The sequence below is a fragment of the Bacillus sp. FSL R9-9497 genome (assembly GCF_038005805.1).
Classification (GTDB): Bacteria; Bacillota; Bacilli; order Bacillales; family Bacillaceae_G; genus Bacillus_A; species Bacillus_A cereus.
Genome location: NZ_JBBOTY010000001.1, coordinates 668,079 through 694,143 on the forward strand (window position 1 = coordinate 668,079; position 26,065 = coordinate 694,143).

A 26,065-nucleotide genomic window follows, 5' to 3' on the forward strand; every position below is an offset into this window, starting at 1 on the left:
ATAGGTTAACCGGACGACATCATAGGATCCTAACAAAATGTTTACAATAATTCAATTATAAAATGGAGGATTTTATATGAAAAAGAAAGTACTTGCTTTAGCGGCAGCTATTACATTAGTTGCTCCATTACAAAGTGTTGCATTTGCTCATGAAAATGATGGGGGACAGAGATTTGGAGTTATTCCGCGCTGGTCTGCTGAAGATAAACATAAAGAAGGCGTGAATTCTCATTTATGGATTGTAAACCGTGCAATTGATATTATGTCTCGTAATACAACACTTGTAAAACAAGATCGAGTTGCACTATTAAATGAATGGCGTACGGAGTTAGAGAACGGTATTTATGCTGCTGACTATGAAAATCCTTATTATGATAATAGCACATTTGCTTCACATTTCTATGACCCTGACAATGGGAAAACTTATATTCCGTATGCAAAGCAGGCAAAGGAAACTGGAGCTAAGTATTTTAAATTAGCTGGTGAGTCTTACAAAAATAAAGATATGAAACAAGCATTCTTCTATTTAGGATTATCTCTTCATTATCTAGGGGATGTAAACCAACCGATGCATGCAGCAAACTTTACGAACCTTTCGTATCCACAAGGGTTCCATTCTAAATATGAAAACTTTGTAGATACGATAAAAGATAACTATAAAGTAACGGATGGAAATGGATATTGGAACTGGAAAGGTACGAATCCAGAAGATTGGATTCATGGAGCGGCAGTAGTTGCGAAACAAGATTACGCTGGCATTGTAAATGATAATACGAAAGATTGGTTCGTGAGAGCTGCTGTATCACAAGAATATGCAGATAAATGGCGCGCTGAAGTTACACCAATGACAGGTAAGCGTTTAATGGATGCACAACGTGTTACTGCTGGATATATTCAGCTTTGGTTTGATACGTACGGAAATCGTTAAGTATTTAAAAAAGGTCAAATCTCAGAATAGAGTATTTGGCCTTTTTATCACTATACAATACATGGAGGTATGAAACGTGAAAGGTAAATTGCTAAAAGGTGTACTTAGCTTAGGTGTTGGTCTAGGAGCTTTATATAGCGGAACGTCAGCTCAAGCAGAAGCGTCTACAAATCAAAACGATACATTAAAAGTGATGACGCATAATGTATATATGCTATCAACAAACTTATATCCGAACTGGGGACAAACTGAGCGTGCTGATTTAATCGGGGCGGCAGATTATATAAAGAATCAAGACGTAGTTATATTAAATGAAGTGTTTGATAATAGCGCATCAGATCGTTTATTAGGGAATTTGAAGAAAGAATATCCAAATCAAACAGCAGTATTAGGTCGTAGTAGTGGAAGTGAATGGGATAAAACGTTAGGAAACTATTCATCTTCAACTCCTGAAGATGGTGGCGTTGCGATTGTGAGCAAATGGCCAATCGCTGAAAAGATTCAATATGTATTTGCAAAAGGATGCGGGCCAGATAATTTATCGAATAAAGGATTTGTATACACGAAAATTAAGAAAAATGATCGCTTTGTTCATGTAATTGGTACGCATTTGCAAGCGGAAGATAGTATGTGCGGAAAAACTTCACCTGCATCTGTACGTACAGACCAATTAAAAGAAATTCAAGACTTTATTAAAAATAAAAATATACCAAATAATGAGTATGTGTTAATTGGTGGTGATATGAACGTAAATAAAATAAATGCAGAGAACAAGAATGACTCAGAGTATGCATCTATGTTTAAAACATTGAACGCTTCTGTACCATCTTATACTGGACATACAGCGACTTGGGACGCAACGACAAACAGTATTGCAAAATATAATTTCCCTGATAGTCCTGCTGAGTATTTAGATTATATTATTGCAAGTAAAGACCATGCGAACCCATCGTATATAGAGAATAAGGTGTTACAGCCACAATCTCCACAATGGACTGTTACATCATGGTTCCAAAAATATACGTATAATGATTACTCTGATCATTATCCAGTAGAGGCGACTATTTCTATGAAGTAGTTTCAAAAAGTTTCTTCGTAAAGAAGAAACTTTTTTTATTTGCAAACAGGAAAATCACACTTTCTTTCCAATATGTATAAGACATATTGAGAAGAGGAGAGAAAAATGTGGATCGAGGAATTTTTAAAGAAGTTCCATTACCGTGTGCATTTTTGGATGAAGTGGCTTTAGATAGAAATATTCAATCGATTATAGAGTTAAGTGGAAATAAAAAGATTCGTATAGCGAGTAAATCGTTACGCTCTGTTCCGATTATGCAAAAGATACTAGCTGCAAATAATCGATTTCAAGGTATTATGTGCTTTTCACCTAGAGAGATTTTATTTTTAATAGAACAAGGATTTAATGATTTATTGCTTGGATATCCTGCTTACGATGAAAGAGCTCTGTATGAAATTAGTTTGTTAACAAAGAAAGGTTTCATTATAACTTGTATGGTGGATTGTGAAGAGCATATTGTGTATTTAGAAAACATTGCTGAGCAATCTAAAGGATGTTTTCGTGTTTGTTTGGATATTGATATGAGTAGTCGCTTCTTTCAATTTCATTTTGGTGTACAAAGGTCCCCAGTAAAAAATGTGCAGGATGCGTTGAAAGTAGTAGAAAAGGTGAGAAGGTCATCATATTTAATGTTAGATGGTGTAATGGGATATGAAGCTCAAATTGCCGGGGTGGGCGATTATATACCGAATCAATGGTTGAAAAGTAAAGTGATTTCGTATTTAAAGCAGAAATCAGTGCTAGAAGTTAAAGAAAGAAGAGAACATATTGTAAAAGCAATACAAAACATTGGTATTGAGCTAAGGTTTGTAAATGGAGGCGGAACAGGAAGCATAAAAACAACCGAGAAAGATAATTCAGTTTCAGAGATTACAATAGGTTCTGCTTTTTATTCTCCGAAGCTGTTTGATTATTATAAAGAGGTGAAATTTCATCCAGCGGTCGGATTTGCCTTACCAGTTGTGCGTAAACCAGTCCCGTTTATTTACACTTGCCTAGGTGGTGGATATATTGCTTCAGGAGCAGTTGGAAAAGATAAAGAGCCTGAAGTTTGGAGACCGAAGGGTGCAAAATTATTAGATTTAGAAGGTGCTGGCGAGGTACAAACGCCAATTTTTTATAACGGTAAGGAACGAGTGGATATAGGAGAGACCATTTTGTTTCGTCATAGTAAGGCTGGTGAATTATGTGAACGCTTTCCTTTTTTGTATCGTGTTAAAAAAGGAGAGATTGTCGGGGAGTATTCAACATATCGGGGGGATGGCCAATGCTTTCTATAAAGGGACAAAAGTGGAGAAATTGGACAGGGAATGTAGAAGGAACGCCGCATTATACGATGTATCCAGAAAGTATACAAGATGTAGTAGAAGTTGTGGGGCTTGCGCGAAAAAAGGGAAAGAAAATTCGTGTTGTCGGTTCAGGACACTCGTTTACCCCCCTTGTGCAAACGGAAGAAGTTTTAGTTTCTTTAGATGAATTGAAGGGTATTGTGAATATTGATGCAGAGAAGATGGTTGCTGAAGTATGGGCAGGAACAAAGTTATATGATTTAGGGAAGTTACTTGAGGAAAAAGGTTATGCGCAAGAAAATTTAGGGGATATTGATTCGCAATCTATTGCAGGAGCGATTAGTACGGGGACTCATGGAACGGGTATTACCTTTGGGAGTTTATCAACACAAGTTATAGAGATTACGGCAGTTCTATCTAATGGTGAGAGTATAGTTTGTTCGGAAGCTGAGAACGTAGAATATTGGAGAGCGTTTCAGTTGTCACTTGGAATGTTAGGTATCATTGTAAAGGTAAAATTGAAGGTTATTCCAGCGTATTCACTCGTTTATGAAAGTGAAAAACAGTCATTATCCACTGTAATGAACAAACTAGAAGAATATAAGAAGCATCGTCATTTTGAATTTTTCGTTTTTCCTTATTCTGATGAAGTACAAGTGAAACTTACGAACGAAACAACGAATAAAGGCAGTGATTTGAAATGGCATAAACTAAAGGTGGAGTTACTTGAAAATAGGATGTTCTCTTTACTATCTAAAGGATGTAAATGGTTTCCTTCTATAAGTAAAGGAGTGAGTCGATTATCAGCTAAAGCTGTACCAAACACAAAAATAATTGGCCCGAGCTATGAAGTATTTGCTACATCACGTACGGTGCCATTTTATGAAATGGAGTATAGCATTCCTTCAAAGTATATGAGGACGGTTGTAGAAGAAATCTCAAATCTTATTGAAAAGAAAAAGTATAAGGTGCACTTCCCAATCGAATGCCGCTATGTAAAAGGGGATGATATATGGCTTAGTCCGGCCTATGGAAGAGATTCAGCATATATCGCTGTTCATATGTATAAAGGTATGAAATATGCTGCTTACTTTGGCGAAGTGGAAAAGATTTTTCTGAAGTATGAAGGGCGTCCACATTGGGGGAAAATGCATACATTATCGTATGAGCAATTACAATATATATATCCAGAGTTTCATTCGTTTTTACAGGTGAGGAAATCTCTAGATGAACTTGGAATGTTTTTTAATCCTTATGCGGAGAAGTTATTTATCCCGCTATTTGTCAGGCAGTAAGACCCCTACGTCAAAATTCAGTGGAAGCAAAGAAGTTAGGTGAGGGCTAATTAAAGTTTCACATTATGTATATGAAAAAGCTGACAAATAATTATTTGTCAGCTTTTTTTTAGTGTAATTGCATTTCTTGTATGACTAATATGTTCATAAAATAGTAGTTTATCACGGCTAAATACATGTAGTAAAACATGAATAATAAATAGGCCGTTAATGATGAATAGGAATAATAATGTAACGAGTAATACTAAAGGCTCTGTGTGATTTAAAATAGAGCTACTAGAAAGAATATAATTGATTCCACCTAACGCAAAATAAAATATACCGTAGCGAATAAATAGTTCTTTTAATGTAATACGATTTGATTTTCCTTTCACGTGAATGCGAAGCAATGCTTTCCCAATTGTTTTTCCGTTAGTAAAGTATGGAATAATAATAAAGTAAATAAGGATTGAACACGTAATGAAAATGAGTTCATACATATTGGTGTAAGATTGCATATTAGAAACGAAGAAAGAATTTCCTTTGTTTTTAACGACAGGTACAACGATAGATAAGAAAATCCAATCAATTTGCATCGCGATAAGGCGACGAATGAATCCGACTGGTTTCGTTTCCAAATCAATATGACTATCTAACTCGTTTGTCTTCGGAAGGAAGTACGTAAATATTGGTGCAATGATAAAACCAATTACGCCACCTAATGTATTTAAAAACAAATCATCGATATCAAATAATCGGTATGCACAATTGTATATACCGTATAATCCAGTCACTTGTGTTAGCTCGAAAAATAGTGAAAGGAAAAAGGAAATGCAAATTGTTTGTAAGAAACTACGTCGGAAATAATAACGTAAGTAAATACCGAATGGAACAGTTAATAGAACGTTAAAGGCAACTTGTAAAAACGCAGACTCTTTTAATAAGTAGAAATAAGTAGCTGGTTTCGTTAAAACTGCCGATGTATGACTACTAATCTCTTGTATGAAATAAAATGGTGCGAGTTGCATGTGTTGTGTATTAGCCGGTTGTAGGCTACAAGTATCAAACGTTTGTGGCAACGGCAAAATAACAAGAAAATAGGCATTTAATAAGTAAAGTAATAATGAGTATAAAATAAATGAGCGCCATTTATTTAAATAACCGTATTTTCGATAATTAAATATTAAAAAAGGGATTAAAAGAAACATTGCTAAAAAAGGAAATAAAATAAATGCTGTTTTCACTGGAAATAAATATGCAGTCAAAGTAAAACTCCTTTCAATAAAAATTCGTTTATCATTATAGCGCTAAAAATATTTAAATACAAAGTTAAAACCTTTCGAAATAGAAAAAATTACTAATTTGATAGGGATTAAGTTATAATAAATTTAATATAAGGATATTGTGATTATATAAGTTGAGAGAGGGTACAAGAGATGCGATATGAACTTTTTTCTGTAAGTGGGGATCATATTACGACTTTTGAAAGTGCATGGCGTTTTCAGGAGGGAGAACAGATTTTTGTTCATGATGATCAAACAAAACGAAACTTTATTATTATTCGGCTGACGCATGATGTATTTCAACAAAATAAACATGTTATTCGTTTGTATTGTCAAGAGAAGAAAGTGTATGCATAAGAGAAGCCCTCTTACAGTATGAAAAGTAAGAGGGTCCTTATCTCGTTATTTGTGAACAGCCCAATTGATGAGGGCTGATTAATTTAACTTTATCATTTTGGCCCTCGTAAGGAATAAAAAGAGAAGGATTAATGCACATAGGTAGCATTTGATTTGGAAGAAAGGATATAGCCTTGTATTTTGTGCTTCAAAGTTTCATTGCCTTCTTTTTGAGAAAGCCATGTATGGTAATCTTGTTGTGTTTTCCATAACATACGAATCATATACTCTGCCTTATCATTTGTACGATGAACAGGTGAAAACTCTATGTTAATACAACCGTTCGTTCCGGGGAAAGGATAATATTGTTTAAGCCCATAAAGTAGCTCATTTTCATATTCGTACTTAATGTGAATGAGTTTAGTAACTATAAACATATAAACACCTCTTTTACGATAATAGTAGGAAAGATAGAATTACTGTAATAGTGAACTCGATAAATATTATACTATTCTGAAAATTATAAGTAAATAATAGGTTTTAACTGAATAAAGGTATAAAAAAGCGAGTCATTCTATTACACTAGATGACTCGCTTTTAATTTGTAAGTTTTACTTTATAAGAAAATAAGAGTAAGTACACCTACGATAATACAATAGAAAGAGAAATATTTTAAATTTCCTTTTGCCATAATGTTCATAAACCATTTTAGTGAAATATACGTCATGATAAATGTTGCGATGAATGCAACGACATATGGTACGAATAATGTGTCTAGATTTGGGTCATTTGCAATGTCTGTAATGCTTAACAATAAGCCACCTAAGCTAACAGGAATGTATAGTAAGAATGAGAAGCGAAGAGCTGTTTCTTGCTTCATACCAAGTAACATTGCTGCTACGATTGTGGCACCAGATCGGCTTATTCCGGGAATCAGTGCACAAGCTTGTGCTAATCCGACGATGATTGCATCTTTCATAGAAAGGTCGCCATCATTTTTACGACCGCGTAAATTTCTAATAATCCAAAGGCCGACAGCAGTAATAAGAAGGGAAATCCCAACCATCTTCACACCTTTTAAGTACTGATCGATGTAATCTTTAAATAAAACACCAATAACACCTGCTGGAATGGTTGCAATAACAAGATAAATAATAAAGAAGAAATCTGATTTTGCGTCTTCTGCTCTTGTAAATATATAAGAGAGACCATTCTTCGTTAGACGAATTAAATCATTTCTATAAATAAGTAATACAGCTAATAATGAAGCTGAATTAACAAGTAGTTCGAAGCTAAACCCTTCTATTTTTAGTCCTAGCAAATGTTGTGCTAAAACGAGATGACCACTTGAAGAAATCGGAATTGGTTCTGTTAGTCCTTGGAACAGACCGAGAATTAAATATTTTAAAACGTAGTAAAATTGTTCCATAATAACCTCCTTGTTTATTAGTTGAAAGAAACAACTTTTCCATTATAACAAAGATATGGATGAATATTGAAAAGAAATAAATATTCAAAATAAAATAAAAATCCCTTATAGCAGTATAAGGGATTCTTAATTTTAATTAAGAAGTCACTGTTCCTTGAAGACTTTTAGATAATTGAACATCGACTTTTTCAGCATCATGAATATGATTCATAATAGTAGTATTTAATTTTTGGAACATTTGTTGTGTGTTAGCGAATTCTCGTAATATGTCATCATTACAAGACTTTTGGTTTTCGATAGCCTTAATAACATTTGTAGCACCATTTTGTAACGTTTGAATCATAACTAAAATATTTTCAATTCTAGCATTTGTATCGGCGCTCATTTCTACACCTTCATCGACTAAATGTAAATTATCTTTTGTGTTATCATATGCTTTTTCAATTTCTTCTTGTATTTTTTTCGTTAAGTTGCCGATGTTTTTTGTACTTTCTGCTGTACTTTCCGCTAGTTTTCTTACTTCATTGGCAACGACGGCGAATCCTTTACCGTGCTCTCCAGCACGTGCGGCTTCAATACTCGCATTTAATGCAAGTAAATTTGTTTGTGCTGCAATGTTTTGAATGACTTCTACAATTTGCTCGATTTCCTTTGAGCGTTCGCTTAGATGATTCATACTATTAGACGTGCGTTGAGATTGTTCACCTAATTTATTAATTACAATAAGTAAGCGGTGAACGGATTCTTTTCCTTCATTAGAGCAGTCAATAATTTCTGCAATAGACTGAATTAAGCTTTGTTCCTTTTGTAACATTTCATTATTTAACTCATTGGAATGTGTCGTACGTGTTGAAACATTTTCGAAACATGAACTTAATTGTTGAACTAAATTTTGAAGTGTATTATGTTGGTTATTTACAAGTTGATGCTCTTGGATAACGCTTTGTACACGATCGTGGATAGTAGAAATAGTCTCCTGCTTTTCGATATCTTTTTGTTTTAATTCTGCTTCTAATTCTTGTATACGCTCTTGTAATTGAGCAATTGTATGTTGGAGTGATTTTTTTTGAGTAAACATGTATTTATTTCAACCGCCTTCGAAAGTTATATTTTCTCTATATTTGGATTTTAGCATCTTTTGTATTTTTTAAATATAGGAATTGTTAAATATTTAAGAATCTATTACATTTTATTCATAATTCTCTTTTTTTCGTCACGAAAAATAAACTGTATTTAATCGTTTTGTAAACAAACTGTAAAATAAATCATGTATAACTGTATAAGAAGGGAGTCGGATTATGAACTATTTTAAGCGAATCAGCTGTCTAGTATTAGCAGGAATTATCGGTCTTTCTAGTACAGTCGCTGTTAAAGCAGAGTCAAACGACGAGAAACTTAACAACATGCAACAGCAATTGCAACAAAACGATGCAGAAATGCAAAAGAAAGAGCAAGAGAAGCAAGCTGTTAGTAAAGAAATTAAAGGTATTGAAAACGAACTACATAATTTAAATAATACAATTGCAAAAAATAAAGAGGATCAAGCTGCTATTCAACGTAAAATCGATGAAACACATAAGCAGATTGAGCAAAAAAAGCAAGAAATTGTCGTTTTGGAGGATAAAGTCCTTGCTCGTAAAGATATTATGAGAAAACGTATGGTTTCTGTTCAAAACAGTTCAAATACAAGTTTAGTAGTAGAAGTTGTAGTAGAATCAAAAAACTTTGCAGACTTCTTACAACGTATGAACGCAGTTTCTACTATTCTAGAAGCTGATAAAGAAATTTTACGTCTACAAGAACAAGATCTTCGTCAAATTGAAGAAGATAAGAAAACAATTGACGAAAAAGAAGCATCTTTAGTAGTAGACAAACAAAAATTAGCAAAAGCGCAAGCTGAACTGCAAGATAACTTGAAAAAGCGTCAAGATAACTTACAAACAGTTCAAGCTAAATATAATGAAGTTGCAAGTCAACTTAATTTAGCAGCGGAAGAAAAAGCTAAAATTGAATCAAATATGAAGACAGTACAAGAAACGATTGCTCGTGAGCAAGAAGCAGCAAGAATCGCAGCGGAAGAGCGTGCAAAAGCAGAAGCAGCTGCAAAAGCAGAGCAAGAAGCTTTAGCGAAAGCACAAGCAGAAATTGCTGAAAAGCAAAAGCAGGAAAAAGCTAGTAAACCAGCTGAACCAGTTGCTAATAATAATTCGAAGGTAGAACCTGCAAAACCTGCACAACCTGAACCATCTTTTAAGCCAACTGCTGGTGGGAAAGAAATTTATGTAGAAGCTACAGCTTATACAGCTGATCCAGGGGAAAATGGTTATGCACCAGGTCAACAAGTATTTTCTGCATGGGGACCAGGTGGTAAAGGTTATAATCTAACTGCAAACCCAGGAATGAAATTAATTGCTGTAGATCCAAATGTTATTCCATTAGGTAAGACTGTAAATGTTGAAGGTTATGGAGTAGCAATTGCAGCCGATACTGGTGGGGCTATTAAAGGGCATAGAATTGATGTTTTAATGCCAGATAAAGGTTCATCAAGTAGCTGGGGCAGAAGAACAGTTAAAGTTACAATTTTAAACTAACAAGTAATCCAACTTTACAATACGTAGAGTTGGATTTTTTTATAATAATAATGTTAAGTTGAGTTTACATTTTGTTAAGAATAGCATACAATAATGGTGAGAGGTGGTAAATTTGACCATTTTAAACAGAGTAAAAGAATTAAGAGCTCGTTTTAACTTTACGCAAAGCGTATTAGCAGAAAAGGTTGGAGTAACGAGACAAACAATTGCAGCAATTGAAAAAGGGGATTACGTTCCTTCGTTGTTATTAGCACTTACGATTTGTGATGTGTTCCAGTTAAAGATGGAAGATGTGTTTGTTTTAAATAAGGAGGGAGAAGAGGATGAATAGAATTGTTTTTTCTTATATTATAAATGTACTCTATACTGCACTAGCATGTTGGACATTTGTTGAATTTTATAGTGTTATTACAGAGTTAGCAGATATAATTAAAAACGAGAAATTCCCATTTGAAGTATGGTTTAATGGAGTACCATTCATTTTATTATTTATTGGAGCAATTATAGTTACAATTTTTTATAGAATTCAAAAGAAAAAATATAAGAATTTATCTTTTTGGATGTATCCATTATTATTTCCGCTAGAAGATGAACGTGAAAAAGCGATTACGGATAAAGCTTGCCGAACAACATTTGTATCGTTATGGTTTGTGTTACCTTGTGCAGTTGGATTTTTAACTTTTTCGCCTATTATTAATGAATATCTTCCTGGATACCCATTATATATTCTATTTTCTATTTTCTTTATTCAAATGACAGTATTTCACGTATCACTATACAGAAATAAATTAGCTTAAAAAGAAACCTTCTTGCACCGGCAAGAAGGTTTCTTTTCAGCTAATACTTGTACATATGACGATATTATTTTATCATTTTATATAGAGTAAGATTTTGTAAGGGAAAGGAACTGTGTATGAATAAGCAAAGAATTTATAGTATAGTAGCAATTCTGCTATTTGTTGTAGGTGGCGTGTTAATTGGAAAGCCATTTTATGATGGATATCAGGCTGAAAAGAAACAGACTGAAAATGTGCAGGCTGTTCAAAAGATGGATTATGAAAAGCATGAGACGGAATTTGTAGATGCTTCCAAAATTAATCAACCAGACTTGGCGGAAGTAGCGAATGCATCATTAGATAAGAAACAAGTAATTGGTCGTATTTCGATTCCAAGTGTTTCAGTAGAACTGCCTGTTTTAAAAGCTTCTACTGAAAAAAACTTATTATCAGGTGCAGCGACAGTAAAAGAGAATCAAGTTATGGGAAAAGGAAATTACGCATTAGCAGGACATAATATGTCTAAAAAAGGTGTTTTATTTAGTGATATAGCTTCTTTGAAAAAAGGCGATAAAATTTATTTGTATGACAATGAAAATGAATATGAGTATGCGGTTACTGGTGTATCTGAAGTGACTCCTGATAAGTGGGAAGTTGTAGAGGATCATGGGAAAGATGAGATAACGCTTATTACATGTGTATCTGTAAAGGATAATTCTAAGCGTTATGTTGTTGCTGGTGATTTAGTAGGAACGAAGGCGAAGAAGTAAAAAAGAAGGTGAACTCTTTAAAGAGTTCACCTTCTTTTTTACTAATGTTGAGAAATAATAGAATATTTCGGTTCGTATTTAAGTATTCTTCTATTTATGTATAATAAAGTTAGAATTCTATATTTTGGGAGGAACAAGAGTGAGACAACAGGTGAAGAAACTTCTTTTAACAACGAGTATAGCGTTATTGGTAGCTCCAATTTCAGCTTATGCGCATCCAGGGCGTACAGATGCTAATGGCGGACATACATGTCGTACAAATTGTGAGAAGTGGGGATTACAGTACGGGGAATATCATTATCACAATAAACCAGCTTCTAGTAGTGGCGCAACGAGCCCAGCTCCTAGTCAGAATAATAATAGTGCTGTAGAAGCTGAGAGACAAGCAGAAGCACAGCGCAATACTGAGGCTGAAAAACAACGTGCTGCAGAAGCACAGCGTAAAGCTGAAGAAGAGAGACAACGTGTAGCCGAGGAACAAAGAAAAGCTGAAGAGGCACGTAAGCAAGAGAAAGCGCAGCGCCAAGCTGATATGGAAAAAGGTCAACTTGAAGGTCAAAAGAATGGAGAAACTGATTTTAAAGCAGGAAAAAATGATGCAGAAGTGCATGTAGCTGGAAAATCTGATGCATATAAACAAGCGTTTAAAGCGACTTATGCAGCCGCATGGTCTTTAGAAGAGCAGAAGAAAACGCATTTTGAAAAAGGAAAAGAACAAGGTTTAGCACAAGAGACGATGGACGATAGTCAAGTTGCTCCAGAGTTTAAGGTAAACTTTGCAGACGGGTTCAAAGTAGGGAATAAAGAAAGAACAGAAAAAATTGAAAAAGAGCAAGCTGAATTAGGGGAAAAGACAGGGAAAGAACTAGCTGAAAAGAATCCTGAAAATAGAGAGAAAGAAGTATACGTGAAGGCATATGAAACAGCGTATGAAAAAGGCTATAAGTCTACAAAAAAGGCAGTAGAAAAGGCTGGCTATAAGTATGCATTTGAAAACTATGATTTAAAAGTTCCTGCTAAGTATGAACGAAATGAATTGTTAAAGAAGTGGTTTACTGAAGGATTTAAATCGAATAAAAAAGCAGCGGAAATTCGAGAAGAAGGGTATAAAAAAGGAGACAGCTGGTTCTCATTCTTCTATAAGAGTTTCGTACCAAGTGAATATAAAGAACATAAAGAGCTGTACGAACAAGCAATAGAAAAAGGTAAAACAGCATAAAAAAGATGAGGAGAAATTCCTCATCTTTTTTAATCCATCCATTTCACTAATTTCTTAGAAATTAATAATAAAACACAGCCTAATACAATTGCCACAGCGCCAATAACTGTGAATACTTCAGCGTATCCAAGTGAAGTTGTGAAGCTTGCGAGTTGTCCGCCTAAAATGTTGGCGATACCTGAACTTGCTAGCCATACACCCATTAATAAAGATGCTAATTTTACCGGAGCAAGCGCACTAACCATTGATAGTCCGACAGGTGATAAGAATAGCTCACCTAACGTATGGAAAAGATACGTAAAGACGATAAACAGTAAGTTTGCTTTTTCTGTAATGTTATGTTCATCACTACCTGTTTTTAATGTAGCGATAACGAGAATGATATAACCGATACCGAGTAAGATCATACCAAGTCCCATTTTAGTTGGGATTTTTAAATCACCCTGCTTGCGAGTTGCAAGTTTTGCCCATAATGCAGAAATGACTGGAGCAAGTAAAATAATAAATAATGGATTGACCGATTGGAACCAAGATGTTGGAACTTCCCATCCGAACACAGAGCGGTCTACAAATTTGTTTGTATATAATGTTAATGAGCTACCAGCTTGTTCAAAGCCAGCCCAGAAGAAGACAACGAAGCATGTTAAAATGACGATAACTGCGGTACGTTGTTTTTCTTTTTTTGTTAACGGTGTATCTCCTACTGATGGTTGTCCAGCAGCTGTTTGTAAATCACGAGTTGGTTTTTTACCGATATTACCAAGGAAGCGATTTGATAGTGTTGTAAATAAAATTTGTCCAATGATCATTCCGATTGAAGCGGCTAAGAAACCGTAACGGAATCCGTAATGTACAACGCCATCAACTGTTGTTTTGAATAAATTTTCTGATAAAAATCCGCAAACGAGTGGAGCTAAAAATGACCCGACGTTAATACCCATATAGAAAATGGTAAATGCACTATCACGTTTTGGATCGTTCTCTTCGTATAATTCTCCAACCAGTGTAGAGATGTTCGGTTTGAAGAATCCGTTACCTATAATAATAAGCGCTAATCCGAGGTATAGGCCTAATTGGTTTTGCAAGGCAAATAGTGTAAGGTTACCGATTGCCATTGTTATACCACCAATTGTGATTGCTTTTCGTCTACCTAGAAAACGGTCTGTTAAGTAGCCACCAATCATTGGTGTGAAATAACAGGCTCCAGTATAAAATCCGTAAATAGAGAGTGCCCATGCGGGACTAAACCCAAGACCACCGCTTACTAAAGCTGTCGTTAAATATAATGTTAATAATCCTCGTAATCCATAGTAACTAAATCTTTCCCACATTTCTGTAAAGAAGAGTAAGTATAAACCTGGAGGATGTTTCTTTTTTCTTTGTTGTTCTCTTTCTAGTTGTATCGCTGATTCCATGTTATTTTCCTCCTGACACAAACAAAAACAAAGTTAATAATTTTGTACATTTAATATTTTACCTTATTAACTATTATAAGTCAATAAAGGTTGATTTTTCAGAAGAAATTGGAAAAGAGGAATAGCTATAGAATGGGTGTTTCTTTTGTGATAGACTATGGACTATGTTTTCTTTGTAAGGAAGCGGGTTATTGTACTTTTTATATGTGAAATTGATTTCATAAAAGATGAAATTAAAGAAGGAGAAAGAAATGAAATTGTTACAGAAAAAAGAAATTTTACTTATTAGCCTTATGTTATTCTCTATGTTCTTTGGAGCAGGGAATCTGATATTTCCACCTTTCCTTGGATATGAAGCAGGAGAACATGTTTGGATTTCATTAGTAGGATTTATTATATCAGCAACAGGTCTTCCTATATTAGGTGTTATCTCCATTGCAAAAGCAGGAAGTTTTCAAACGTTAGCGGGTAGGGTTCATTCTTCATTTGCAATTATTTTTCCATGTATCGTGTATGTATTTATTGGACCTGGGCTTGGTATACCACGTGCGGGAAGTTTAGCTTTTGAAATGGGGCCAGGTCAGTTATTCCCTGAAGCAGGAAGCGGAGTATTATTGTTTTATACAGTTATTTTCTTTAGTATTGTTTATTGGTTAAGTTTATCACCATCTAAGTTAATGGGTTTGTTTGGGAAAGTTTTAACACCATTATTATTATGTATGATTGCCATTATTTTTATAAAAAGTATGTTTACATCAGTAGGTGGCGTGAAAGAGGCTGCGGGGAATTATGGACAAGCTCCTATGTTTCAAGGGTTTTTAGATGGATATTTAACAATGGATGCGTTAGCTGCTTTAATCTTTGGAATTGTTATTGCAAATGCATTACGTGCAAAGGGTATTGAAGATGATAAAGGTTTAGCGAAATATATGAGTATTGCTGGCATTGGGGCAGGATTATTATTATCGATTATTTATGTCATCCTTGGATATGTGGGGGCAATTAGTGGCTCATTAGGAACATTCGATAACGGTGCGAAAGTGTTAGCACAAGTTATGATTACATTATTTGGACAGGGCGGAGTCGTTTTATTAGGTCTTATTTTTACTATCGCGTGTTTATGTGTTTCAATTGGACTTGTTACGTCTTGTAGTCAATTTTTTGCGAGTGCATTTCCGAAAGTATCTTATAAATTGTGGGCATTTATAGTAAGCGTTGTTAGTATGATCTTAGCTAATTTAGGGTTAACGCAAATTTTAAAAGTATCAGTACCAATTCTTGGATTTATTTATCCAATTGCGTTAACGCTTATTATTCTAGGGTTATTCCATCAGTATATTGGAAAGTATGCATACGTATATGCAGTAACTGTTTTGGTTGTAGCGATATTTAGTGCAATTGATATTTTAAATAAAAATGTAATGATGAATCAGTGGACGTCAGCATTAAAATACATTCCGTTTTATACAGAAGGTGTTGGGTGGATTGTTCCAGCTATTGTAGGCATGTGTCTTGGTTTCATCGTTAGCATTGTTTTAAATAAGAATAACTGAGTAAAAAGGTGTTTTCCGATTTTGGAAGACGCCTTTCTTTTTTTGGAAAAAATACTATTGAAAATGAATAGACTAGGAGTATGATAAAGATAATTGGTAATATATAGGTTTAATGAGAGTTACAAATGAGGGGGGAGCGTATGAATAAGGATTTGGATAAGAAAATAGAAGCACTCGAAACGGCAATTGAAACAATTCAAGAAGCACTTGCTGAATTAAAAGTGAAGCAAAGGGAAATAGAAGTAGAAAACGCTCAGCAACATGTTAGTAAGAACAAGAAAGAATATATTGAAACAGTAATGGAGGAAAAGCCAAAAGAAGAAATAGTTAAGATAAAAGAGCCTTTGCAAGAACGTCAGGTAAAACAAGTAGATATATCTGCTTTTAAACCAGAGCCATTTAATATTATTAAGTTTTGTCAAACATGGTTACCGCGTGTATTTGTCGGTATTATGTTGCTTGGAGTGATCTGGTTATTTAAAGCAGGGGTAGATGCTGGCTTATTAACACCAGCGATACGAATTGTGTTTGGTATCGTATTATCTATCGGATTGTATTATATAGGAGATATTCAAATTAAAAGAGAGCGGCAGGCGTTAGGGTTAGTATTAGCTGGAGGAAGTATTACCGGGATTGTTCTAACAACGTTTGCAGCACATTATTTATATGGATTTATTCCGGCAAGTGTCGCGTTTCTCTGTAATATTGCATGGGTTATTTTAGGTATTTATTTAGCGAAAAGATATCAATCGGAATATCTCACTATTTTCGTAGCGGTCGGAGCGTTCTTCGTACCATTCTTGTTAAATAGTACGACTCCTAATCCTTATATTTTCTTTGGATATGAGACAGTATTAACACTTAGTTTATTATGGTATGCGTTGAAAAATCGTTATAAATACTTATATATGATTTCTTACGCTGTTGCTGCCATTGTCCTTTTCGTTTTCTTTGCTGTTATGTCAATGTTAGTAGAGAACTTGCAAGTACAGTTAACGATTGTATATGGTTTGATTCATTTACTATTATTTTGGCATATGTTTACGGAGAGAAGTTTTATACTAGAACCACGTTTGGCGATATTTAGTGCAAATGCAGTGTTCTTTATACTAGCTATTTCAAAAATACATGATTTTACAACATGGGGATTAATTATTAGTGCAATCGTGCATGCCGCTATGTTCGTATTTGAATATAGGAAAAATAGACATTCTACATTTACAAATCTCTTATTTGGTTTCGCAATGGGAGCATTTAGTTTAGCAATTTTATATGAGTATAGTTTAGTGAATGCAGCGATTGTACTATTATTACAAGGTTTCCTCGGCATGGTCACTTCTATTAAAGTAAAACAACAGATAAAATTGTATGTTAGTGCGACGGTTTACGCAATTGGAATGATACAGACTATTTTTAGCCCGTTTGATCAATTTATTTCGGCAGGCTTTGTTGCTCATCTTATTTTAATAGGAACGTTCTATTATTGCATGAGAGAAGCGAAAGAAGTATTAGCGAGCTTCGGCAAATATATGTATTCTATAGTGCTCTATTGGTTTATGATAATTGTATTTATTACAATTACGAGAATCGGTGAAGTTTTATCTACAGATGGAAGCGTAATTAGTGTATCAGTATCGTTATTATGGATGGTATATGCATTATTTGCGGTTTGGTTTGGAAGAAATAGAAATATGAATGAAATATTATATGCTGGTTTAGTCGTTTTAGTCGTAACGGTAGGGAAGTTATTCTTACTTGACTTACCAGAGGTATCGATGATGATTAGGGCAGTGTTATTCCTAATCGTCGGTAGTATAGGTATCGTTATTTCAAGAATGTTTTTCTCGAAGGAAGAGAAGTGAGAAGAAGGCAATCCATGTATGGATTGCCTCTTTTATTATTTCTTATTAATTGTTACAGTTTCATTATATTTCGTTGTTGTATTTTGGCGTAGACGAAGCGTTGCTTGTCCAATTGTATTTGAATCAATCTGTACATTTACAACTTTCTCAGCAGAGCCTAAGCTGTTTGTTGTGAAAGAAAATGCACTACTATATCCAAAAGTAGATGGCCAAGTGCCGTTTGCATTTTGTACTTTAGCCACTTGTGTTCCACCAGTAGTGAAGATACCTAAAGAATAGTTGTTATAAGTTGTATTAGGTAGTAAGTTGTTTACTTGAATCTTCATTTGGAAAATTTCATTGTTTGGTAGAATGCTAGGGTGTGTAACGACGTAGTCGCTTGTTGTTACCGCACCGTTATAACCGTATGAACCTGGTTTAAAAGTATTTGTATTAAACCATTGATAACCTGCATTTGGTGCACTCCAAGGTTCAGGTTGTGGTTCTGTTGATAAGCTTGGCTGTTCAAATGTTTGTAGAGCTGTAGGTGAATCAAGTTGTAAACCATTTACTTGATCTAAACTTGTAAATGTCTCTTTATTTGATAACCAATTTACGATGTTTTCTAATAAGATAGCATCGTTTTCTTCTTTATAACCATCGTAAGTTTTCTTTGTTTGGCCAGAATCTTCACGAACGTACTTTGGCGTAGCATCTTCAACAGGAGAAGAGTCACCAATAAAGGCAGCTTTTCCAAGTCCTACTTTTGCAATTGCAGCATATGGGCCTTCTGCAATACCACCGCCATTATAAACGCCGCTATCAACAGCGTTATTCCATTTTGATGGATTTTCTGGAAGGTAAACAAGTCCTTTTGCTAGTTTTGGATTTGTAATTGCCAGAGTAGAACCAGCATGCATTGCTACAGACGAAACACCTTTTGTAATTCCGAAAGATTGTTCAGGCGATACAATTGTTTTCGCTGAAACATCACCAAGTGCATTGTAGCGGAAGCGAATACCGAAGTTGTCAGAGAGCCAATCAGAGCTTTCTACTCCTTGCATAGCTTGTGAATTTGTTTCTTCATTAGACATTCCTTTTGCTGGATTATCCCAAGCACCGCGTCTATATCCATTAAATACTTCAGAAGAGTCCCAGCGATTTTTATTACGATCTGCATTGTAATGATCAGCAATAAAGAAGATACTACCACCATTTTTTACATATTGTAACATAGCGTCCTGCTCAGATTTTTTGTAAGGAATATTAGCTTCTGGAACGATAAATACATTGTAATCTTTTAAATCTTCGTACGTAATAGGTGTTGATTTACGAAGTTCCTTTACGTGATATCCGTTTTTTGCAATGCCGTTTCCGAAGTCAGAAAAGCCGCCGTCAATAACCCAGTCAGCTGTCCCAGCAGTTTGACCGTGTGTATTATCAAATAATACTTTCTTCCCATTGTTTTGATTCACAACTTTTGCAGCAATTTCAGGAGCTGGGTCTACAGAGCTTTCGGCATAAGTAGACGGTATGAACGAGGTCCCTATACTTAGTGTAATTGCTGTTGCTAAAGAAAATGTAATCCATTTTTTATTCTTCATAGAAGAATCCCCCTAATAATAAATATATGTGCTTTAATAATGTAATTTATTTTTCTGTAAAAATAAAGACGGAAAACATAAAAAATATTAAAAGATTGTAAAAATACCGTGAATTATGTTGAGAAATATTTATATAGATATAAAAACATCCCTTCCAAGTAATAAGGAAGGGATGTTTTGCTTAACTAATTTTTGAGTTAGGTGTTTCATCAATCTTATGAAACCCTTTCATGTAATATACGATTGCTAAGCCGATAAGCCAAATTGGGCCAACAATCAATGCAATTCGTGTATCTTCTGAATACGCCATTATACCTAATACTAATATAAGGAAAACGAGTGAGAAATATGAGCTTAATGGGTATAAAGGCATTTTATACGATAACCTTTGTTTATTTTGAGTAGGCAAGCTTTTACGGAATTTAATTTGAGCAACTAATATAATGCCCCAAGTCCAAATTGCGCCGAAAGTTGAAATGCTAGTAAGCCATGTAAATACCTTTGCAGGTACGAGATAGTTTAATATAACACCAATGAGTAAAACGATAGCAGTTGCTACAATTCCTTGGCTTGGAATGCCATTTTTATTTAAACGACCAAATCTTTCAGGAGCTTTTTTCTGCTGAGCTAATGTATATAGCATACGGCCTGTACTAAATAAACCACCGTTACAAGAAGAAAGAGCTGCTGTTAATACGACAAAGTTAATAATACCTGCTGCTTTTGCGATACCAATTTGCTGGAATGTTAATACAAATGGACTGCCTTTCTCACCAAGTTCGTTCCATGGATAAATTGCCATCATAACGAATAATGCCCCAACGTAAAAGAGTAGAATTCTCCAAAATACGTTATCAATTGCCTTTGCGAGTGTTTTCTTCGGATTTTGAGCCTCACCAGCTGTAACACCGATTAATTCAACGCCTAAATAAGCGAATAGTACCATCTGCATGGAGAGTAGTAACCCAGAAAATCCATTTGGGAACCAGCCACCATGTGACCAAAGATTTGAAATACCAGTAGCGATACCACCGTTTCCGAATCCGAATAAAATAATACCAGCTCCGACTACTATCATACAGATAATTGTGACAATTTTAATGAGAGCAAACCAAAACTCAAGTTCTCCAAATACTTTTACCGATAAGAAGTTAAAAGCGCTCATTAATAATAGAGCAAGTAATGCCCAAGTCCAGCGCGGGATATCAGGGAACCAGTACTGCATGTAAATGCCAGCTGCTGTAATTTCAGCCATACAAGTAACAACCCATAAGAACCAGTAATTCCAACCAGTAATATAACCAGCGAGTGGTCCAATATAATCATATGCATATTTACTAAAAGAACCAGCAACAGGTTGTTCAATTGCCATTTCCCCAAGCGCTCGCATAATGAAAAAAATAACGAGACCGGCAATCATATAGCCTAGCAAAATAGAAGGACCTGCTAGTTTAATGGCGGAAGCGGATCCTAAAAATAGCCCAACGCCAATAGCTGAGCCCAGTGACATTAAAGTAATATGTCGTTCTTTTAAACCACGATTTAAAGTTCCAGATTTGTTTGTGTGCTGCATAAGAAGAATCCCCCTTGTAGAGTGAACGATATTTGAATGCGTTTACTAAATATTTAACTATTTCAAATTATAAAACATTTCTATCTGTTATGCTACAAAAATAATCATAATGAACTGTACTACATCTGTACTTGTCAGACTTAAACTTAAAATTCGAACTATTAGGGAATATATTGACTCTTCTTTTTATTGATTGTTAAGATTAAGTATTATATTTTCTCACATACTAGTAAGAAAAAGAATGTGTGATAATAATTCAGGTGTAGGAAGGGTACATAAGCATGTTTCAATTACAAAAATATAACACTTCTGTGAAGCAAGAGTTTTTAGCTGGCATCACAACTTTTTTTACATTTGCGTATATTCTTGTCATCAATCCAAAAATATTATCTGATGCAGGTGTACCATTTGACCAAGCGTTTACAGCAACAATTATTGCAACCGTTGTTGGAACAGTAGGTATGGCGATTTTCGCGAATTACCCGATTGTTATTGCTCCAGCTATGGGAATGAATGCATATTTTGCTTATTCTGTTGTACAGAAGGCAGAAGGGATTACATATGTAGTTGCCTTTTCAGCTGTATTTGTAACGGGGATTATTTTTCTTTTATTATCTTTTACTTCGTTTAGGCAAAAGTTAATTTTAGCAATTCCTGATAGTTTAAAGCATGCAATTGCAGGTGGAATTGGACTATTTATTGCTTTTATTGGATTGCGCCTTTCTGGAATTATCGTGGATCATCCGTCTAATTTAGTTACGATTGGTGATTTTCATTCTCCAGCTGTTATTTTAACTTTAATTGGTTTAATATTAGCGGCGGTATTAATGACATTGCGTGTGAGCGGTGCATTATTTATTAGTATGATTGTGACAGGAATTATTGCCTTCTTTACAGGGCAATTGAAGTTTGCTGATAAAATTATGGCGATGCCTCATTTACCAGAGGGTATCATCGTTTCAAACCCAATCAATGCCTTTTCAGATGTAATTGAATACGGATTATACGGCGTTGTATTTTCATTTTTACTTGTACTTTTATTCGATACAACAGGTGCATTACTCGGTTTAATTAAACAAGCAGGTTTAATTACAGACAATACAGAGAAGCGTTTTGGTAAAGCGTTTATTGCAGATGCAATTGGCGGGACTACAGGTTCTATCTTTGGAACAAGCCCAACAGCAGCGACGATTGAATCATCAGCAGGTATTGCTGCAGGTGGTAAAACTGGATTAACAGGGATTGTAGTTGTTGGTCTAACAATTATAACGGCATTTTTTAGTCCTGTTATTGCTTCTTTATCAAGTGTAGCCGCTATTACAGCTCCTTCATTAATTATAGTAGGTAGTTTAATGGCACAAAGCATTCGAGATATTAATTGGAATGAATTTGAAGATGCGTTACCAGCATTTTTAATTTTTATAGGTATTCCGTTAACATCTAGTATTGCAAATGGAATCGCAATTGGATTTTTAGTATATCCAGTCTTGAAAATTGTGAAGGGTAAAGGGATGGAAGTACATCCATTACTATACTTATTTGCATTCTTATTTGGATGTCATTTATTCTTATAATATAAATATAGGAGAGGGCCTTCTTATGGGAGGCTCCCTTTTTGTGTATAATAAAGTGAAACTATGGGCAGTAGGATATCCTCACTGTGTATTAGCCCGCACCAATCGGGATAAGATGAAAACTTAATTGGTTTCGTAAAATATAAATTACTTAATGGAATATATATGTTACAATATAGATAGAGGAGGAACATGAATGGCTGTAAGTAAAATAAAAGTCGCACGTGTTCAGTTAGATTTAACACAGCAACAATTAGCAGAAAAAGTAGGCGTTACAAGGCAAACGATTAGTTTAATTGAGAAGGGGAAATACAATCCATCTTTAGATTTATGTTTAAAAATTTGTTATGCAGTAGATAAAACGTTGAATGATTTATTTTGGGAGGAAAAGGAGTGGTAGGATGAAAATCGTGAAAGATGAACGTTTAATGATTGAAGGGTTAAAACATATTAGATTAGCTTTCATCTTACAAAACATCGTCATACTAGCTATCGTCTTTTACCGCTATGTCTTGCAAGGGGCAGGATATGAAAGTGTTTCAGATTTATTAATGGTATTTATGGGCGGGATAATAATTATTAACTTTTTAAATCTGAAAAATTCAGTGGAAGTGTATGAGCATACGGGCGGAGTGTCGCGTCGTTATTTTATGAAGCTATTATTCATTCCAGTGGGTATTATTATTGGGATTTTAGCTATTTGTATCGTTGTAACACCAGATATTTCGATAAAGGAAATTAGTATGACAGGACTTATTATGTTTGCTTGTTTTTTAGTTCCTAGTTTGTTTATATACATATATATGAAAAAAATAAAAAGAGAAGATTGAAATATAAGAAAGGCTTTCCCGTATTGAGGAAAGCTTTTCTTATATCTTTTTATACAAAACTTTATGAAGGCCAATTGGTTCAATTTCAAAAATTTCACCATGTTCCTGAAAGCCTAAGCGCTTGTAATAGTCAGCTACAGTAATTCGGCCATTACACCATAACATATTTGCTTGACGCTCTTGTAAGATTTGTTCTGCATTCTGAATTAAGGAGCTTCCAGCGTGGTTGTTTCGAAACTCAGGTAATGTGGCCATTCCTCGTAGACGATAATGAATACCGGCTGGTAGGTCAGGATATATTTCTTTTGAGAAGGAAGCGATACTAATTAGTTCATCGTTTATAAATGCGCCTAAGTGGAAGGTGTCTGTTTCATAATCGGAAGGATATTTACAATCTGCTAATGTTTGATTGGGGCGTAAAATTTTTTGACGTAATACGTAAGTTTCAGATCCCTCAATATTTTTCACGATAATCATATTAACATCCTTTCTTATAAGGCTTTTTCTGTTAATTGTATAAAGAAATAAGCAGGTGCGGCGAGAAGTCCGAGTATGCTAGCAGTTCCGAGAAGGAGTGAAAGTAGGAGGCAAGAATATTTTATTCCATTCGATTTTTTCCATCCGTAACTACAAATCTCAATACTAACACCGATGAGAATAATGGCAACGAGTATTTCTGCTAATAATAAAAGAGCTAAAGTTACAATAGACATAATGTGATCCATCCTCATAATATGTGATAGTAACATTTTACCATATGAAGTTAAAAAAATGCCCCTCAATTATGTGAGGGGCATTTTTTTACTCTAATATGTTTTTTAGTGTATCGATATGTTCTTTTGAACCTGTTACAAGTAATGTGTCACCGTGTTGTAGTCTTGTATCACCATGTGGTATTAATGCTTTGTTACCGCGGTAGATTTGAATGACAAGTACATCACCTAAAAACGGGAGGCGGCGAAGCGCAACGCCGTTATATTTATTGCTGCGCAGTTCAACTTCACGTACTGTTTCGTTTGCTGTTGTAATTAAGCGAACGAGACTAGGTTTATCAATAAGTGCACGTAATAAAATACGTGTAGAGTTAATTGTTGAGAATACAGCGATATGTTCTTGCGTTGCTTTTTCTTGTAGAAGTGGATCTTCTACACTTGCAATAACATGTTCAACACCTAGCTCTTTTGCATGTTCTGCCAATAATAAGTTTTGTTCATCATCGCTTGTTGCAACAACGACGCGATCTGCATCAAATGCTGTTTGTTCAGTTAATGATGCGATTGTGATGTCATCTAATTTCACGATAGGGAAGTCATGTGATTTCGCTTCTTCATCATTTATTTTGTTTTGACGCATCATATATAGCGTTACGTCATAATCTTCTCGTTTTAAATCTAGTGATAACGGAAGGGTAATTCTGCTGGCGCCAATAATAGCTACTTTTGGTTTTGGTGTTTCTACTTTTGGGAACATTTTTTTAAACAATATAGGTGCAAAAATACAAGTAATAACTGCGCTTAAAATAAGAGAGGCAGATAAACTTGGACTGATGATCTCCAGTTTTTCACCAATTTGTGCAGCCGCAATAACTAGAGAAAGTGTCGATGTTAATAAGATTGCACTTCCAAGTACGATATTACGTGGATACCATTTTCTTAAGACGAGTGATGGTAAGAGTTTCGAAATAAAGAGTCCTACAATTAAGATTGGAATCATTAGCATGCTAGAAGGTTCTTTGAAAATAGACCACACCTCTAGATTTACACCAACCATTACGAAGAAAATAGGGATGAAGAAACCATAGCCGATAGAATCAAGTTTTTCCACCATATCTTCATTTGGTGATAATAACGATACAAGTACACCTGCTAAGAAGGCGCCTAAAATATTTTCTGCTCCAACAGATTCCGATAACCCAACTAAGATTAAAATGAGTGCAAAAACAGCTCGTGTATCAATTTGTACACTACCAGCTTTTAAACTATCTAAGTATGGAATGTTTTTAAAGCGTTTTGCAATAAAGTAAATGACAATACCGGCACCGAATAGAATAAGTAAGAGCCACATACTCTGACCGCTTTCGGAATTTAATCCGACAAAAACAGCGAGTAAAATCATTGTAACTAAGTCTGCAATAACAGCAACTAATAAAATGATTTGTCCGATTGCAGTTTTTCCTAGGTTGTTCTCTTTTAATGTTGGTACAACAACACCTAAAGAAATAGTTGAAATAATTAAAGTCATGAACATTGCATTATCTACGAATCCTAGCCATACGAATAGTAATGATAGGGCATAAGACAAGATGAAAATAAATAAGAAGATAATGCTTGCTGCTTGAAATGTATTTGGCTCGTTTGTCGTATTCTTTTTCCCTTTTTGTTTAAAGATAGAAAAATCAATTTCTAAACCGCTTAAGAACATAAGGAAGATAAATCCTAATGTTGATAAAACTTGAAGCCATATATCTGGCTCAATAATATTAAACCCACTTTTACCTACAAAGATTCCTGCAATAATTTCTGCAACGACCACAGGAAGTGCTTTTAATTTAAAGCGTTGTAACAAAAGGGGAACGAAAAACGCGATTGCAACGACAACCATAAGTGATAGAACAGAAGTATGATGTTCCATTGCGTTCTCTCCCTTCAAATAAATATAGTACCTATTTAGCCATATAATAGGTAGAAAAGCAACGCATATGG

General features: G+C 34.7%; 24 protein-coding genes and 1 pseudogene. 15 read left to right on the forward strand and 10 right to left on the reverse strand.

Annotated elements, in window-relative coordinates; translation table 11 throughout:
- Positions 1–76 precede the first annotated feature (76 nt).
- The 4 genes from cerA (at position 77) to MKY21_RS03410 (ending at position 4,590) form a co-directional block, all read left to right on the forward strand.
- Positions 77–928: a phospholipase CerA gene (gene cerA, locus MKY21_RS03395; RefSeq protein ID WP_000730997.1), complete on the forward strand. Its 852-nt coding sequence runs from the start codon at positions 77–79 to the stop codon at positions 926–928.
- 76 nt (positions 929–1,004) lie between these two features.
- Positions 1,005–2,006 (forward strand): sphingomyelinase C, encoded by a 1,002-nt coding sequence (gene sph, locus MKY21_RS03400; RefSeq protein ID WP_000676797.1) that lies wholly within the window; start codon positions 1,005–1,007, stop codon positions 2,004–2,006.
- Between the two features lie 107 nt (positions 2,007–2,113).
- A complete protein-coding gene (locus tag MKY21_RS03405; protein WP_086391916.1) occupies positions 2,114–3,286 on the forward strand; it encodes an amino acid deaminase/aldolase in 1,173 nt (390 codons plus the stop codon).
- Positions 3,274–4,590, forward strand: a complete 1,317-nt coding sequence (locus tag MKY21_RS03410) for a D-arabinono-1,4-lactone oxidase (protein ID WP_000948953.1) — start codon at positions 3,274–3,276, stop codon at positions 4,588–4,590. The genes MKY21_RS03405 and MKY21_RS03410 overlap by 13 nt, the downstream gene beginning before the upstream one ends.
- A gap of 98 nt (positions 4,591–4,688) precedes the next feature.
- Here the strand turns inward: MKY21_RS03410 and MKY21_RS03415 are convergent, their stop codons facing one another.
- On the reverse strand, positions 4,689–5,834 hold the full coding sequence (locus MKY21_RS03415; RefSeq protein ID WP_086391917.1) for a VanZ family protein: 1,146 nt from the start codon (positions 5,832–5,834) through the stop codon (positions 4,689–4,691).
- Positions 5,835–6,005: 171 nt separating this feature from the next.
- Between MKY21_RS03415 and MKY21_RS03420 the strand changes: the two genes are divergently transcribed.
- On the forward strand, positions 6,006–6,209 hold the full coding sequence (locus MKY21_RS03420; RefSeq protein ID WP_001268332.1) for a hypothetical protein: 204 nt from the start codon (positions 6,006–6,008) through the stop codon (positions 6,207–6,209).
- Between the two features lie 128 nt (positions 6,210–6,337).
- Here MKY21_RS03420 and MKY21_RS03425 read toward each other — a convergent pair whose 3' ends face one another.
- From MKY21_RS03425 to MKY21_RS31130, 3 genes and pseudogenes are all read right to left on the reverse strand, one after another.
- Positions 6,338–6,625 (reverse strand): hypothetical protein, encoded by a 288-nt coding sequence (locus tag MKY21_RS03425; RefSeq protein WP_000471237.1) that lies wholly within the window; start codon positions 6,623–6,625, stop codon positions 6,338–6,340.
- A gap of 179 nt (positions 6,626–6,804) precedes the next feature.
- The gene (locus MKY21_RS03430) at positions 6,805–7,617 is read right to left on the reverse strand and encodes an undecaprenyl-diphosphate phosphatase (protein WP_000434794.1); all 813 of its coding nucleotides are present in this window, start codon (positions 7,615–7,617) and stop codon (positions 6,805–6,807) included.
- 136 nt (positions 7,618–7,753) lie between these two features.
- Positions 7,754–8,254: pseudogene (locus MKY21_RS31130) on the reverse strand (methyl-accepting chemotaxis protein); the annotation flags it as partial.
- 661 nt (positions 8,255–8,915) lie between these two features.
- On the opposite strand from MKY21_RS31130, the gene MKY21_RS03440 reads away from it, so the two are divergent.
- The 5 genes from MKY21_RS03440 to MKY21_RS03460 all read left to right on the forward strand — a co-directional run bounded on the left by MKY21_RS03440 (position 8,916) and on the right by MKY21_RS03460 (position 12,973).
- Positions 8,916–10,208, forward strand: coding sequence for a 3D domain-containing protein (locus tag MKY21_RS03440; protein WP_109140738.1), 1,293 nt, complete (start codon positions 8,916–8,918; stop codon positions 10,206–10,208).
- Between the two features lie 112 nt (positions 10,209–10,320).
- The gene (locus MKY21_RS03445) at positions 10,321–10,539 is read left to right on the forward strand and encodes a helix-turn-helix transcriptional regulator (RefSeq protein WP_000154019.1); all 219 of its coding nucleotides are present in this window, start codon (positions 10,321–10,323) and stop codon (positions 10,537–10,539) included.
- Positions 10,532–11,005, forward strand: a complete 474-nt coding sequence (locus MKY21_RS03450) for a hypothetical protein (protein WP_001080043.1) — start codon at positions 10,532–10,534, stop codon at positions 11,003–11,005. The genes MKY21_RS03445 and MKY21_RS03450 overlap by 8 nt, the downstream gene beginning before the upstream one ends.
- 116 nt (positions 11,006–11,121) lie before the next feature.
- On the forward strand, positions 11,122–11,754 hold the full coding sequence (locus tag MKY21_RS03455; protein ID WP_001041724.1) for a class A sortase: 633 nt from the start codon (positions 11,122–11,124) through the stop codon (positions 11,752–11,754).
- Between the two features lie 139 nt (positions 11,755–11,893).
- Positions 11,894–12,973 (forward strand): YHYH domain-containing protein, encoded by a 1,080-nt coding sequence (locus MKY21_RS03460; protein WP_341075433.1) that lies wholly within the window; start codon positions 11,894–11,896, stop codon positions 12,971–12,973.
- 29 nt (positions 12,974–13,002) lie between these two features.
- Here MKY21_RS03460 and MKY21_RS03465 read toward each other — a convergent pair whose 3' ends face one another.
- The gene (locus MKY21_RS03465) at positions 13,003–14,388 is read right to left on the reverse strand and encodes a peptide MFS transporter (protein WP_000443143.1); all 1,386 of its coding nucleotides are present in this window, start codon (positions 14,386–14,388) and stop codon (positions 13,003–13,005) included.
- Positions 14,389–14,639: 251 nt separating this feature from the next.
- Between MKY21_RS03465 and brnQ1 the strand changes: the two genes are divergently transcribed.
- Positions 14,640–15,941 (forward strand): branched-chain amino acid transport system II carrier protein BrnQ1, encoded by a 1,302-nt coding sequence (brnQ1, locus tag MKY21_RS03470; protein ID WP_044797159.1) that lies wholly within the window; start codon positions 14,640–14,642, stop codon positions 15,939–15,941.
- A gap of 140 nt (positions 15,942–16,081) precedes the next feature.
- Positions 16,082–17,803 (forward strand): DUF2339 domain-containing protein, encoded by a 1,722-nt coding sequence (locus MKY21_RS03475; protein WP_086391919.1) that lies wholly within the window; start codon positions 16,082–16,084, stop codon positions 17,801–17,803.
- A 35-nt stretch (positions 17,804–17,838) separates the two neighbouring features.
- Here the strand turns inward: MKY21_RS03475 and MKY21_RS03480 are convergent, their stop codons facing one another.
- Both MKY21_RS03480 and MKY21_RS03485 read right to left on the reverse strand, forming a co-directional pair.
- Positions 17,839–19,386: a hypothetical protein gene (locus MKY21_RS03480; protein WP_000791510.1), complete on the reverse strand. Its 1,548-nt coding sequence runs from the start codon at positions 19,384–19,386 to the stop codon at positions 17,839–17,841.
- Between the two features lie 181 nt (positions 19,387–19,567).
- Complete coding sequence (locus MKY21_RS03485) at positions 19,568–20,959, reverse strand: amino acid permease (RefSeq protein ID WP_001164898.1); 1,392 nt, start codon at positions 20,957–20,959, stop codon at positions 19,568–19,570.
- A gap of 281 nt (positions 20,960–21,240) precedes the next feature.
- On the opposite strand from MKY21_RS03485, the gene MKY21_RS03490 reads away from it, so the two are divergent.
- The 3 genes from MKY21_RS03490 to MKY21_RS03500 all read left to right on the forward strand — a co-directional run bounded on the left by MKY21_RS03490 (position 21,241) and on the right by MKY21_RS03500 (position 23,363).
- The gene (locus MKY21_RS03490; protein ID WP_016117177.1) at positions 21,241–22,533 is read left to right on the forward strand and encodes an NCS2 family permease; all 1,293 of its coding nucleotides are present in this window, start codon (positions 21,241–21,243) and stop codon (positions 22,531–22,533) included.
- Between the two features lie 196 nt (positions 22,534–22,729).
- Positions 22,730–22,933, forward strand: a complete 204-nt coding sequence (locus tag MKY21_RS03495) for a helix-turn-helix transcriptional regulator (RefSeq protein ID WP_000301183.1) — start codon at positions 22,730–22,732, stop codon at positions 22,931–22,933.
- Between the two features lies 1 nt (position 22,934).
- Positions 22,935–23,363 carry a hypothetical protein gene (locus MKY21_RS03500; RefSeq protein ID WP_000706629.1) on the forward strand — a complete coding sequence of 143 codons (429 nt, stop codon included), beginning with the start codon at positions 22,935–22,937 and terminating at the stop codon, positions 23,361–23,363.
- 39 nt (positions 23,364–23,402) lie between these two features.
- Here MKY21_RS03500 and MKY21_RS03505 read toward each other — a convergent pair whose 3' ends face one another.
- The 3 genes from MKY21_RS03505 to MKY21_RS03515 are packed head-to-tail and all read right to left on the reverse strand — an operon-like array spanning position 23,403 to position 25,994.
- Complete coding sequence (locus tag MKY21_RS03505; protein WP_000587679.1) at positions 23,403–23,840, reverse strand: GNAT family N-acetyltransferase; 438 nt, start codon at positions 23,838–23,840, stop codon at positions 23,403–23,405.
- A 14-nt stretch (positions 23,841–23,854) separates the two neighbouring features.
- Positions 23,855–24,112, reverse strand: a complete 258-nt coding sequence (locus tag MKY21_RS03510) for a DUF4022 family protein (protein WP_044129536.1) — start codon at positions 24,110–24,112, stop codon at positions 23,855–23,857.
- Between the two features lie 52 nt (positions 24,113–24,164).
- Entirely contained in the window at positions 24,165–25,994 is a 1,830-nt protein-coding gene (locus MKY21_RS03515; protein WP_000399960.1) for a monovalent cation:proton antiporter family protein, read from the reverse strand.
- Positions 25,995–26,065: the final 71 nt, after the last annotated feature.